The 12903-nt window shown below is 73.3% G+C and carries 8 protein-coding genes and 1 pseudogene; 6 read left to right on the top strand and 3 right to left on the bottom strand.

Translation table 11 applies throughout. From position 1 onward, the window contains the following. Nucleotides 1-114 precede the first annotated feature (114 nt). A complete protein-coding gene (locus tag ACIQI8_RS37395; protein ID WP_402360988.1) occupies nucleotides 115-1272 on the top strand; it encodes an ROK family transcriptional regulator in 1158 nt (385 codons plus the stop codon). An 80-nt stretch (nucleotides 1273-1352) separates the two neighbouring features. Here the strand turns inward: ACIQI8_RS37395 and ACIQI8_RS37400 are convergent, their stop codons facing one another. Then, nucleotides 1353-2114: a GntR family transcriptional regulator gene (locus ACIQI8_RS37400; protein ID WP_402360991.1), complete on the bottom strand. Its 762-nt coding sequence runs from the start codon at nucleotides 2112-2114 to the stop codon at nucleotides 1353-1355. A 272-nt stretch (nucleotides 2115-2386) separates the two neighbouring features. Beyond that, nucleotides 2387-3271, bottom strand: coding sequence for an RNA polymerase sigma-70 factor (locus ACIQI8_RS37405; protein ID WP_402360994.1), 885 nt, complete (start codon nucleotides 3269-3271; stop codon nucleotides 2387-2389). Nucleotides 3272-3534: 263 nt separating this feature from the next. Here ACIQI8_RS37405 and ACIQI8_RS37410 point away from each other — a divergent pair, with 263 nt between their 5' ends. Next, on the top strand, nucleotides 3535-4410 hold the full coding sequence (locus ACIQI8_RS37410) for an alpha/beta fold hydrolase (RefSeq protein ID WP_402360997.1): 876 nt from the start codon (nucleotides 3535-3537) through the stop codon (nucleotides 4408-4410). A 63-nt stretch (nucleotides 4411-4473) separates the two neighbouring features. On the opposite strand, the pseudogene ACIQI8_RS37415 reads toward ACIQI8_RS37410, so the two are convergent. Next, nucleotides 4474-5262, bottom strand: a pseudogene (locus ACIQI8_RS37415) (EamA family transporter); the annotation flags it as partial. Nucleotides 5263-5309: 47 nt separating this feature from the next. On the opposite strand from ACIQI8_RS37415, the gene ACIQI8_RS37420 reads away from it, so the two are divergent. From ACIQI8_RS37420 to ACIQI8_RS37435, 4 genes are all read left to right on the top strand, one after another. Continuing rightward, complete coding sequence (locus tag ACIQI8_RS37420) at nucleotides 5310-6905, top strand: PLP-dependent aminotransferase family protein (protein WP_402361000.1); 1596 nt, start codon at nucleotides 5310-5312, stop codon at nucleotides 6903-6905. A 130-nt stretch (nucleotides 6906-7035) separates the two neighbouring features. After that, on the top strand, nucleotides 7036-8619 hold the full coding sequence (locus ACIQI8_RS37425; RefSeq protein WP_402361003.1) for an alkaline phosphatase D family protein: 1584 nt from the start codon (nucleotides 7036-7038) through the stop codon (nucleotides 8617-8619). Between the two features lie 156 nt (nucleotides 8620-8775). Further along, on the top strand, nucleotides 8776-10197 hold the full coding sequence (locus tag ACIQI8_RS37430) for an SWIM zinc finger family protein (protein ID WP_402361006.1): 1422 nt from the start codon (nucleotides 8776-8778) through the stop codon (nucleotides 10195-10197). Beyond that, the gene (locus tag ACIQI8_RS37435; RefSeq protein WP_402361009.1) at nucleotides 10194-12884 is read left to right on the top strand and encodes a DUF6493 family protein; all 2691 of its coding nucleotides are present in this window, start codon (nucleotides 10194-10196) and stop codon (nucleotides 12882-12884) included. The genes ACIQI8_RS37430 and ACIQI8_RS37435 overlap by 4 nt, the downstream gene beginning before the upstream one ends. Nucleotides 12885-12903 lie beyond the last annotated feature (19 nt).

The following is a 12903-nucleotide window of genomic DNA, read 5'->3' on the forward strand; positions in this document are numbered from 1 at the left end:
ACGAACAGGACGGGAACGGATTGTTCGACGGGTCGATCGGGCCCGGCACTCGCCGGGGTGCGCCGCGCCGAGTACGATCCGCCCCAACACGCGCACGAGCTGGAAGGACGGACGTTGGGGCAGCTGACCGGCGGGGATCCCTCGCTGCTGCGAAGGATCAATTCCGCGGTGGTGCTGCACGCGCTGCGTGCCACGGACTGCGCGACGCTGACCGAGATCACGCGGGTGACCGGGCTGTCCCGGCCGACGGTCGAAGGTGTGGTCGAGGGGCTCATCGAGGCCGGTCTCGTGGTCGAGCAGGCCGCCGACGAGAGCGCCACACGGCGGCAGGGGCGGCCCGCGCGGCGGTTCCGGTTCCGGGCCGAGGCGGGGCATCTGCTGGGCCTGGAGATCGGCCCTCACCGCGTCGCGGCGCTCCTGTCCGACCTGGACGGGCGGGTGCTCGGCGCGCAGGCCAAGGACGTCGACGAGACGGCATCGGCCGACGAACGGCTCGACCGGCTGCGCACCGTGGTCGCCGAACTGCTGCGCCGGGCCGGCGTCCCGCGCAACTCCCTGCGCGCGGTGGGTGTGGCCACGCCCGGGATCGTCGAGGCGGACGGCACCGTACGGCTGGGGACCGCGCTGCCGGAGTGGACGGGACTGCACCTCGGCGAGCGGTTGAGCCGGTCCTTCAAGTGCCCGGTCCTGGTCGAGAACGACGCCAACGCGGCGGCCGTCGCCGAGCACTGGAAGGGCACCGCCACCGAGTCCGACGACGTGGTGTTCGTGCTTGCCGGGCTGAGCCCGGGCGCCGGTTCGCTGATCGGCGGCAAGCTGCACCGCGGGTACGGCGGGGCGGCCGGGGAGATCGGCGCGCTGCATCTGCTGGGCAGCGAGGTGACTCCGGAGACGCTCCTGTCCACCACGGACGAGCCGCTGCACCCTCTCGACGAGCAGGCTGTCGCCAAGGTCTTCGCGAAGGCCCGCGAGGGCGACGAGCGCGCGATCGCCGCGGTCGACCGCTTCATCCAACGCCTCGTCCACGACGTGGCCGCGCTCGTCCTCGCCCTCGACCCCGAACTCGTCGTGATCGGCGGGTGGGCGGCCGGCCTGGACGGCGTACTGGCGCCCCTGCGCCAGGAGTTGGCCCGCTTCTGTCTGCGCCCGCCGCGCGTGGCCCTGTCCCTCCTCGGTGAGGCGGCGGTGGCAACGGGAGCGCTGCGGCTGGCACTTGACCACGTGGAAGAGGAACTGTTCGCGGTGGAGGGCACGGTGACCGGGCGGCACTGACCCCGGCCGACGACCGGCGGGCGAAACGCCCCGCGCCCCGGAGGAGTTCCGGGGCGCGGGGCGTTTGACGCTACGTGGGATCAGGAGGCCTGGCGCTCCGGACCCTCGTGGATCTCCACGCCCCCGGAGTCACCGAAGGTGAGTCGGCAGGTGTCCGCCCGGTAGGTGGCGACGGACAGCGCGGCCGTGCGGCCGGCGGCGAGGAAGCGGGTGGTGACGACGAGGACGGGCGCGCCGGGGAGGCGGTCCAGTTCCTTGGCGTCGTCCGCGCGCGCGGAGCCGAGCTCCACCGAGCTGTCCTGGCCGTCCAGCTCCAGCCGCTGCAGCTCGCGCAGGACGGCACGCGCGCGTGCGGGTCCTGACGGAGCGTCTATGGCGGAGAGGTCGGGGACCGACGACTCCGGGATGTAGAGCAGCTCCGCGGCGACGGGCTGGCCCTTCGAGACGCGGGAGCGGCGCACGATGTGCACCGGCTCGTCCTGGCCGGTCTCCAGGACCGCGGCGACGGTCGCGGGCGGCGGCGTGACCGTGCTGTCGACGGGTTGCCAGACGTCCCCCGCGGCGCCCGGCCAGGCGTGCTGCTCGGTGCCGACGGCCACGCCCACACGCGGGGGCGCGACGGTCGTGCCGACACCGCGACGGCGGTGCAGCCTGCCTTCCAGTTCGAGCTGCTCCAGCGCCTGACGGAGCGTCGCACGGGCGACGCCGAAGCGGGCGGCGAGGTCGCGCTCGTTGGGCAGGATCTCGCCCACGGTGAATTCGGAGTCCAGTGCCTCGCTCAACACCGTCCTGAGATGCCAGTACTTCGGTTCCGGTACCGATTCCAGCTGCGTGGTCCCCACCCTGTCCTCCGCGATCGCCGTGGTCCGGCGGCGTTTTAGCGCCCTTGTTTATTAAAGGTTGTTGCACTTATCTGCGACCATAGGGCGGCCCAAACCCTTGGTCAAGACCAATCCTCGATCCCGTACGCAACCCACAGGACCCGTGCAGTACAGCGTTCATGGGGCGTTCGCGCCGAACCGCATTCGTGACATCACGGCAAAGCCCCCGTAGTGAAACGGGGGCTTTGTTTCATCCGAAGGAGGAAGCGAGGCGGCGAACGGGCGCCCCCGGGCTACTCCACGGCCAGGGACACCAGCTTGTCGGGGTTGCGCATGATGTAGACCGCCTGGACACGACCCTTGTAGATGTCCAGCTGGAAGACGCTGTCGGGCTTGCCTGCCGACAGGGCCACGATGGCGGGGCCGCCGTTGAGCTCGACGAAGCGGACGGACAGGTCCGCCACGCCCTTCCGCGCGACCCCGACGATGAAGCGGCCGACCTTGTCGGCGCTGTCCAGGACCCGCAGCGGCGCGCTGGACTTGCCGCCGCTGTCGGCCACCAGGCGCACATCCGGCGCGAGCAGTTCCAGGAGCCCCTCCAGGTCGCCCTCGGCCGCTGCGGCGAGGAATCGCTCGGTGAGGTCGCGGCGCCGGCCGGGATCGACCTCGTAGCGCGGTCGCCGTTCGTCCACATGCTTGCGGGCCCGTGCGGCGAGCTGACGCACCGCCGGCTCGCCCCGGTCGAGCATGACGGCGATGTCCGCGTACGGGTACCCGAAGGCCTCCCTGAGGACGAACACCGCCCGCTCCAGGGGCGAGAGCGACTCCAGGACGACGAGGACGGCCAGTGAGACGGAGTCGGCGAGGACGGCCCGCTCGGCGGTGTCCGGGACGGTGTCGCCGAAGTCGGTGACGTACGGCTCGGGCAGCCAGGGGCCGACGTACGCCTCGTTGCGGGCCTTGACCTGGCGCAGTCGGTCGATGGCGAGGCGGGTGGTGATGCGCACGAGGTAGGCGCGCGGCTCGCGCACCCGGCCGTGGTCGGCGCCGGACCAGCGCAGCCAGGCCTCCTGGACGACGTCCTCGGCGTCGGCCACCCGCCCGAGCATGCGGTAGGCGACCCCCAGGAGGACGGGGCGGTGCGCTTCGAAGACCTCGGTCTCGGTGTCGGTGGTCACGGCACCATCCCACGCGACCCACCGCGTCCCTGTCCAGGAGGAACCCGCGGTTCCAGGACCAGAATGACCGGCGGGCCGCCGGTGGTCGGCGGCAGCGACGCGCGGAGGTGGCCATGCGGTACGCGAGGGTCTTCACCACGCGCGCGTGGGGGAGATCCATACGGACAGGAGGAGGACGGCACCAGGGGCTACCCGTCGGTAGCAATTGCTGACAAGCTGTCTACCCAGTGTCCGTCTTCGCGTCCCGGTCGAGGAGCACCCCCATGCCCGCCACCGTCTCCTTCGAGGTCCCCTCTCCGCACGGCCCCCGGTCCGTGACCGTCTCCTACACGCGCGTGGGCCGCGGCGAACCGCTGCTCCTGCTGCACGGCATCGGCCATCACCTTCAGGTCTGGGACCCGGTGGTGGACATTCTGGCCACCGAGCGCGACGTGATCGCGGTGGACCTGCCCGGATTCGGCGCGTCCCCTGCGCTGCCGGACGGACTCGCCTACGACCTGCCCACGACGACGGCCGTCTTCGGCGCGTTCTGCGAGGCACTGGAGCTCGACCGGCCGCATGTGGCGGGCAACTCGCTCGGCGGGCTGCTCGCCCTGGAGCTCGGCCGGGAGAAGCTCGCGCGCTCGGTGACCGCCCTGTCCCCGGCCGGATTCTGGTCGGAGTCCGAGCGGCGCTACGCCTTCGGCGTCCTGATCGCGATGCGCAGGATCTCGCAGCAGCTGCCGCTGCCCCTGGTCGAGCGGCTGTCCCGGTCGGCGGCCGGCCGCGCGATGCTGACCAGCACCATCTACGCCCGTCCCGGCCGCCGTTCACCCGAGGCCGTGGTCGCCGAGACGCTCGCCCTCGCGCAGGCCACCGGGTTCGACGCGACCCTCCGGGCGGGCGGCTCTGTCCAGTTCGCCGACGACATCCCCGGGATTCCGGTCACCGTGGCCTGGGGCACAAGGGACATGCTGCTCGTGCGCCGCCAGGGCGTGCGGGCCAAGCGGATCATTCCGAAGGCCCGCCTGGTGCGGCTGCCCGGCTGCGGGCACTGCCCGATGAACGACGACCCGGCGCTGGTCTCCCGCGTCATCCTCGACGGCAGCCGCGGGCCGGCGCCGGCCCGGCCCGGACAGGCCGAGCCCCAACGCGCCTGATCCGAGGGCGACTCCGGCACCCACCAGGGCGCTGCCAACGGCCTGGGCGGCCCCGTAGGAGCCCGTTCCGACGAGCGGGGCGGTGCAGGCCGCGGCGACCGGGATGAGGCCGGAGAAGAGCGTGGCGCGCTCCGCGCCGAGCCGCTGCATGCCCAAGTACCAGCACACGAAGCCGATCACCGTGACGATCGCCGCCTGCCACAGCAGCGCGGCGGCCTCGATGGCGTCGGGGCGCCGCAACCACCCCGTCCCGTCGAGCAGCAGGCCGGCCACCGCGGACTCGACCGCGGCGACACCGCACACCGTGGCGGACAGCAGGCGCGGCCCCAGCGGCCGCAGGACAGGCACGGCGAGGACGGCGAAGCCCACCTCGCCCGCCAACGCGCAGGCGGAGAAGGCCAGTCCCGTTCCGTCGGTGCGCCCCCACCCCTGGACGGTGCAGGCCCCGACCGCGACGAGCAGTGCCCCGTACAGCACGACGCGTCGGGGCCGGCGCCCCTCCAGGAGCGGGACGACCACCGCCACGACCACGGGCGCGCAGCCGACGAAGACTCCGGGCACGGCCGGTTCCGCGGTGCGTTCGGCGGCGATGACCGCGAGGTTGAAGCCGACCATGCCGACGGCGGCCAGCAGTCCGAGGCGGGCCCACTGGCGGGGCGTGAGCGCCCGCAGCCGGGCCGTGGCACCCGCACCTGCCAGTGGGGCGAGCAGCGCACAGGCCAGGCCGTAGCGCAGGAACTGGCCGCCCGCGTACGGGTATTCGCCCAGGACGCTGTTGGCGGTGAAGGACCCTCCGACGAGGACACAGGCGAGTGCGGCGAGCAGGGATCCCCGCGCGGTGGTGGCATTCATGGCAGCGACGCTAGGGAGCGGGGCGGTCCGGTTTAAGGTCCACTTTCATGACGTCATCGGAGACCAATTCGGGGGTGAGCGGGGGTTCGGGTGGGGATTCGAGCGGGGATTCGGGCGAGGGTAGGGGTGAGGGGCCAGATCCGGCGCTGTCCGCGGACCGGCTCGTCTCGCCTCCCACCTCCTCCGACTCGCCCGCTCTCCCCGCCTCCCCCGCCTGGGAGTTGCTGCTCCCCGCCGCCTCGGCGCCGGCACGCGCGCGTGGGCGTTCGCTGCAGGCGGCGCTGCGCGAGGCGGTGCGCTCGGGACGGCTCGCGACGGGCACCCGGCTGCCGTCGAGCCGGGATCTCGCCGCCGACCTCGGGGTCTCACGCGGGCTGATCACCGAGGCGTACGAGCAGTTGACGGCGGAGGGCTATCTGCGCAGCGGCCGGGGGGCCGGGACATGGGTGGGCGGTGCCGTGCGGGCCGCGCACCCACGCGCGCGTGACCTCGCCCCGCGCTCACCGGGCGCGCGGGCGGACTTCGTGCCCGGGACGCCGGACCTGTCGCTGTTCCCGCGCGCCGCCTGGGCCGCAGCGCAGCGCGGTGTGCTGGCCGAGCTGCCCCACCCGGATCTCGGCTATCCGGACCCGCGCGGGCTGCCCCGGCTGCGGACGGCGCTGGCGGAACTGCTGGCGCGGCGCCGGGGCGTGGTCGCGGACCCGGAACGGATCCTGGTCGTCTCCGGAGTGGCCCAGGCGACGACGTTGCTCGGTTTCGCGCTCCACGCGCGCGGGTTGCGCACGGTCGCCGTCGAGGATCCCGGCAGCCCTCAGCACGACTCCCTCTACGCCTCGGCCGGCGTCGCGACCCTGCCCGTACCCCTGGACGACGAAGGTCTCCGCATGGACGCGCTGCGCGCGACGGACGTTCGGGTCGTGGTCACGACCCCGTCGCACCAGTTCCCCACCGGGATCGCGTACTCGGCACAGCGCCGTGCCGAACTGCTCGACTGGGCGCGGTCGGTGGACGGGTTCGTGATGGAGGACGACTACGACGGCGACTTCCGCTACGACCGTGCCCCGGTGGGCGCTCTCCAGGGGCTCGACCCGGAACGGGTGGCCTACGCGGGCTCGGTCAGCAAGTCGCTGGCTCCGGGGCTGCGGCTGGGCTGGCTGCTGGTCCCGGAGGCGCTGGCCGACGAGGTCGTGGAGCGCAAGCGGACCATGGACCTCGGCCATCCCACCCTCGACCAGGCGCTGTTCGCCCGGTTCGTGGAGCGCGGCGACTACGACCGTCAGCTGCGCCGGTGTCAGCGCGCCTACCGCGAGCGGCGCGACGCGCTCGTCGCCGCCCTTGCGGAGTACTTCCCGGGTGCGGCGGTGGCCGGCATCGCGGCCGGGCTGCACGTCATCGTCGACCTGCCGAAGCGGTACGGCCCCCGGGAGGACTTCCACGCGCGCGTGACCGCTGCCGGTGTGGAGGTGCGCCTGCTGACGGACTACACGCACGCACGTGCCGAACACGACGCCGACGGAGTCGGAGGCGGGGGTGAGGAGGGCAACGGGGACGGGGACGTTCGGCTGGTCCTGGGGTACGCCCATCTCTCACCCGCCCGGATCCGTGACGGCGTGCGGCTGATGGCCCGGGCCATCGCCGTGTGACACCGCCCACCCTGTCTCCGCGGGCAGTTGTTCACTCGGGGTTTCCGTGTGCGCTGCGGGGTCCCAGTAGTTGTGGCATCGCAACACGGCATCGAACCACTGGCCGGATCCCGTCCCTGGAGGCGCCCGCATGTCACACCGTCCGTTCCCCGGCCGTCGCAGCGTGCTGCGCGGCTCGCTGGCCGCGTCCGCGGCCCTGACCCTGCCCACCGCCCTCGGCGCCGCGCCGGCCTTCGCCCTGTCCGGCCGTCCCCGGGCGGACTGGGGTGTGCAGACGGGAGACGTGACCCATGACTCCGGTCTGGTGTGGGTGCGCTCCGACCGTCCGGCCCGGATGATCGTCGAGACGTCCGCGACGGAGTCGTTCCGCAACCCGCAGCGCCGGCACGGCCCGCTGCTGGGCCCGGGCTCCGACTTCACCGGCACCACCCGGCTGCGCGGACTGCCCTCGGGCGAGCAGATCCACTACCGCGTGCTGCTCGCCGACCCGCACGACCCGCGCCGTACCGGTGAGCCGGTCGCCGGCACCTTCCGCACGGCGTCCGAGAAGCGCCGCAAGGGCGTCAGATTCGTGTGGTCCGGCGACCTGGCGGGACAGGGCTGGGGCATCAACGAGTCCATCGGCGGCTACCGGATCTTCGACGCCATGGCGAAGGTGGACCCGGACTTCTTCCTGTGCAGCGGCGACAACATCTACGCCGACGGGCCGATCGCCGCCAGTGCCGCGCTGCCCGACGGCAGCGTCTACCGGAACGTCACCACCGAGGAGAAGGCGCACGTCGCCACCACGCTGGCCGACTACCGCGGCAACTTCCGCTACAACCTGCTGGACAAGGCGCTGCGCCGGTTCAACGCCCAGGTGCCGAGCATCATCCAGTGGGACGACCACGAGGTCCGCAACAACTGGTACCCGGGCGAGGTCATCGGCACCGGCACGCCCTACCCGGCCGGCACGAAACTCGACGACCTGGCAGTGCGGGCGCGGCGGGCCTTCTCCGAGTACTTCCCGATCTCCTCGATCAGCGGCCGTCCGGACGGCAGGATCTACCGGGTCGTCAACCACGGTCCGCTCCTCGACGTGTTCGTGCTCGACATGCGCACCTACCGCAACGCCAACTCCGCCGACGACCAGACCACGGACCCGGTGGGCATCCTCGGCCGTGAGCAGTTGGAGTGGCTCAAGCGCGAGCTGGCGAAGTCGCGTGCGGTGTGGAAGGTGATCGCCAACGACATGCCGATCGGCCTGGTCGTGCCCGACGCGACCGAGGGCAAGGCGAACATCGAGGCCGTCGCGCAGGGCGACCCGGGCGTGCCGCTGGGCCGCGAGCTGCAGTTCGCCGAGCTGCTGCGGTTCATCAAGCACCGCCGGATCACCGGCACGGTGTGGCTGACGGCCGACGTGCACCACACCTCGGCCCAGCACTACGACCCGTCGCGGGCCGCGTTCAAGGACTTCGAGCCGTTCTGGGAGTTCGTCTCGGGTCCGCTCAACGCCGGAGCCTTCCCGGCCAGCGCGCTGGACGGCACCTTCGGTCCCGAGCGGGTGTTCGTGAAGGCGCCGACCACCGCGAACGTCTCGCCGGCCGAGGGCTACCAGTTCTTCGGCGAGGTCGACATCGACGGCGACAGCGGGGAGCTGACGGTCCGTCTGCGGGAGTACGACGGAACGGTGTTGTTCACGCAGGTACTGCAGCCGGGCCGCGTCGGGCAGTGATTTCCCCGCCTCCGGCTCCCGTACCCTTGTCCGTGTGCCGCGCACCGGCGTCATCCCCCGGTGCGCGGTCTGCGCCCACGTGTGCGAAATCCCTCTGAGCCAGGCTGTTTTCGCAGGTCAGGGCCGATTGTCAGTGGTCGCCTCTACGGTTTTTCCATGACGCGATCTTTGCAGGCCGTGGCCTACCGCCGACCCTCCGTGCTGGAGTCCGCGGCGGGCGGACAGCGCCTGGGACTCGAGACCTCGCGGGGTGCGACGCCCACCGGCGTCGAGGACCACCCCCGCTTCTTCGCAGGCTTTCTGACGTCTCCTCAGGTGGCCGCCGCCGGACTGCTCGCGGTGGCGGACGTGGCCGCCGCTCGGTACTACCAGCGCCTGCTGCGCGCCTCGCTCGACCCGGTCGTGACGGGCAACGGCGACCGGCTGCGCTTCGAGTCCTTCTCGGGCTGCGGCGGGGTGTACGCCCGCCTGGACGTGCTGGCGCCGGGCCTGGACGGCGGCGAGGTGGGACACGGCACGACGAACGTCGACGTCAACAACCCGCTGCGCGACGCCCTTTCCCGGATCGGCTCGGACGATCCGCTCCATCTACGGGTCGGCCCCGAGGAGTTGGCCGTCACGACGCTGGACGGCCCGGTCGTGGAGAAGAAGGTGCCGCTGCCGGACCGGTGGCTGCGCGGCTTCGCGGAGGCCCAGGTGATCGCGGCCGGCTTCGACCTGCGGGCCGAGCTGCCCGCCGCCGAGGCCGTACGGTTCCTGCGCGCGCTGCCCCGCGGCGGTGGACGCGGCTCGGCGGCCGGGCCGCGCTGGGTGGTGCCCGCCGGCCGCACTCTGCGGCCGACCACGCGCGCGGTGCCCGGCGCGGTGTGCCTGCCGGGACCGGAGCGGCTGACCGCGCTCCAGCGGATCCTACGGCACGCGACGGCACTTCGCGTCTACGGCCCCCCGGTGACCGGCACCGATGCCACGGCCGCCGCCTGGGAGGCCGTCCTGCCGGGCATGCGGCTCACGCTGACCCTGTCGCCCGACGCCTCGCGCGGGTTCTCCGGCGAGGGCGGTGTGCTGGACGCGCTGGCCACCGACGAGGCCGCCGAGGACGCGGAGTTGATCTCGGTGCTCCTCGCCTGGGAGCCCCGCGTCGACGTCGCCGACCTCGCCACCGACTCGGGTCTCACGGCGGAGCGGGTCCGGGCGGCGCTGATCCGCCTCGGCACCTCGGGCCGGGTCGGGTACGACACCGCGGAAGCGGCCTACTTCCACCGTGAACTGCCCTACGACGCGGAGCGGGTGGAGAAGCACAACCCGAGGCTGCGCGCGGCCCGGGCCCTGGTGGCCGCGGGCGCGGTCCGGCTCGACCGCACGCCGGCGACCGTGACGGCGCAGGACGGCCACACGCACCGGGTGCGGGAGGAGGCGGGGGTGCTCAGCTGCAGCTGCCTGTGGTGGGCGAAGTACCGGGGTGGCCGCGGGCCGTGCAAGCACGCGCTGGCGGTGCGGATGATGCGGCGGGGCGGCGGCGCGGTGGAGCCGGTCGGTATGGAGCGGGCCGGGGTTCGGATCGACGGGGGTGTGCGATGAGTGAGCTGATGGAAGCGGTGCGGGCCGGGCGGACGGCCGAGGTGGTGGGTCTGCTGGACGAGCTGACCCATACCGAACGACGGGCGCTGTTCCCGGAGTTGAAGGCGCTGCGCAAGGAGCTCAGAGCGGCTCCCTGGGAGGCGGGGTCCCGTCGCGCCTACCCACCGCTGTACGCGGCCGGGGTGGCGTGCCAAACGGGCGCCGCGGCCGTCGCAACCTGGATCGCCGCGGCCGACATGCGCTGGTCGCGGACGTCTCCCGCCCTGTCCCTGCGCCTCCTGGGCGACCGCGCGCCGGAGTGGCTCGCCGACCTCACCGAGCGGCTCGCCGAGCGACCCGTCACGTCCGATGTGCCCTACGAACTGATGGCGGGCCTGGTACGGCTGTCCGGCTGCCCGGTGCCGACCACCGAGGCCTACGTCACCGGCTGGGTCCAGCACATCAACAGCCTCTGGCAGCACGGGGACAGCGTGCTGGAGCGGCTGCGCAAGGACGCGTATCTCACCGACCTGGTGGCCGCGCTCTTCGAGACGGCCGAGATCGGGAGCAGTCTGGAGTGGACTCCGCGCGAGGGGCCGAACAGCTGGACCGACGCCCTCGCCCGGCTCACCGTCGACGGGGCCCTGGACCGACGGGCGACCGTCGACGCCTGTGTCGCCCGGCTGCTGCGGGGCGGCTCGGCCGCCGACAACCGGGTGTTCCTGCGCATGTTGACTTCCCTGGCGCTCACCCGCGAGGAGCAACTGGAGCGGACCGCCGACTGGTTGGCGCTCACCGCCGACGCCGTCTCCCCGGTGGCGTCGCACGCGCAGTCGGTGCTGGCCGAGCTGGCTCTGGACGGCGAGCTGCCGCCCGGCCGGCTGGCGGAGATGTCCGACGCGGTGCTCTTCCGCACCGAGAAGAAGCTCGTGCGGGCGCAGTTGGTCCTCCTCGGCAGGGCGCTGACCCGGGACGCGACGACGGCCGAGGTACTGCTGCCCGCCGTGGCGCAGGCCTTCGGCCATGAGGACTCGGAGGTGCAGGAGCGGGCGCTGAAGCTGGTGGAGCGCCATGCCGGGAAGATCGAGAACACCGAGGCGCACGCCGCACTGGTCGTCGCCGCCGAGCAGTTGATCCCCGGACTGCGGGCTCGCGCCGCCAAGATCCTGGGCAGCGCGCTCGGGCCGGTGCTGCCGGTCGCGTACGAGGAGGTCCTGCCGCCGGTGCCGGAGCCGACGCGCCTCGCGCCCGCGCCGGCCTCGGCGGTCGAGGTCGCCGAGGAGGTGGGCGCGGCTCTGGCGGGTGAGCCCGGGGTGGCCGTGTTCGAGCGGGCACTGGACGGGCTGGTGCGCCATGCCCACCGGGATCGGGACGCCCTGCTGGAGGCGCTGGGGCCGGTACTCGTGCGTCGCTGGTGGCACGGTGACACCCCCGAGGACGCGGAGACGGCATGGGCCCGCTTCAGCAGGGACACCTTCCACGTGGGAGACGGGTCCACCGGCCTGGATCTGATCCTCGCCGCCCTGAGCGGCAGGACGGACCCGCCGACGCCCGACCGGAAGGTGACGCGGCTGCTCCACTCACTCGTCACTCAGCCGACCACCGGCCCGCAGTGCCGGCACAGCAGCCTGGCCGGGGCTTTCCAGAGCCGGCTGTGGGAGATCGCGTACCGGCTCCGGACCGACCCGCCGCCCTTCCTGCTGTCGACCCCGACCTGGAGCACGGGCCTGCTGGAGCCGGCCGAACTCGTGGACCGTCTCACCGAGTACCGGCGCCTGGGCGCGCGGGTCGTGAAGAGCGACTTCGCGCAGGCGCTCTTGCGGGTGCGGCGTGCCGACCGTGCCGCCGCCGTGACAGCTGCGGAAAGGGCGGCGGCGCTGGGCACAAGGGAGGGCGAGAGACTCGCCGCGTGGCTCACCGGCGAGGGCGCGGATCTGCCGACGTCACAGCGCCTCACCTCCGGCCCACGTGTCCTGGTCGAGCTGGGTGAACTCCCGGAGCTGCAGGAGGGCTTCCTCGCCGAATACCGCTCGCTGGGCCGGCCGACGCCCACCTTCGTCAGGGGCCGTTGGCACTGCCACCACTGGAACGACGACATACGCCCGCACTGGCTCGCCCTGCTCCCCGAGCGGCGCGAACTCGTGGCGGCGCGCCTGCTGACGGACGTCGCCTCCGCCGGCGTGGACGACGTCCGAGGTGCCGCCGCCGTCCTGCCGTACCTCGCCGAGTCCGGCGGCGTGGCGGGCGAGGCCGTGCATCTGTGCGTGGCGTACGGGCTCGGCGCGCGGCATCCCGAGGACCGGCTCGCCGCGGTGGACGCGCTGCTGACGCTCGCGGCGCGCGGTCAGTTGGACGCGGCCCAACTGGGCGCGGACCTGGGCCAGTTGGTGGGGCGCGGGGCGGTGAAGCCGCTGCGGCTCGCGGAGTCGGTGCGCACGGCGGCGGCCACGGGGGCGAACGCGACGATCTGGCAGGTGCTGCGGCACACGCTGCCGGTTCTGCTCGCCGCGCTCGCGACGGACCCGGCGGCGTCGTCCGCGCGCGGGATCGGGGAGCTGCTGGGCGTGGCCGCGGAGTGCGCCGAGCGGACCGGGGCGCGCGGGGAGCTGCCGCACCTGACGCAGACAGCCGACCGGCGCGGCTCCTCGCGTCTGGTGACGCAGGCGCGCCGGCTGCGCAGTGCGCTGGCGGTGGAGGTAGCCGCATGACGTAGGCGAAACCGCGCAC

Source organism: Streptomyces sp. NPDC092369, from assembly GCF_044755245.1.
Classification (GTDB): Bacteria; Actinomycetota; Actinomycetes; order Streptomycetales; family Streptomycetaceae; genus Streptomyces.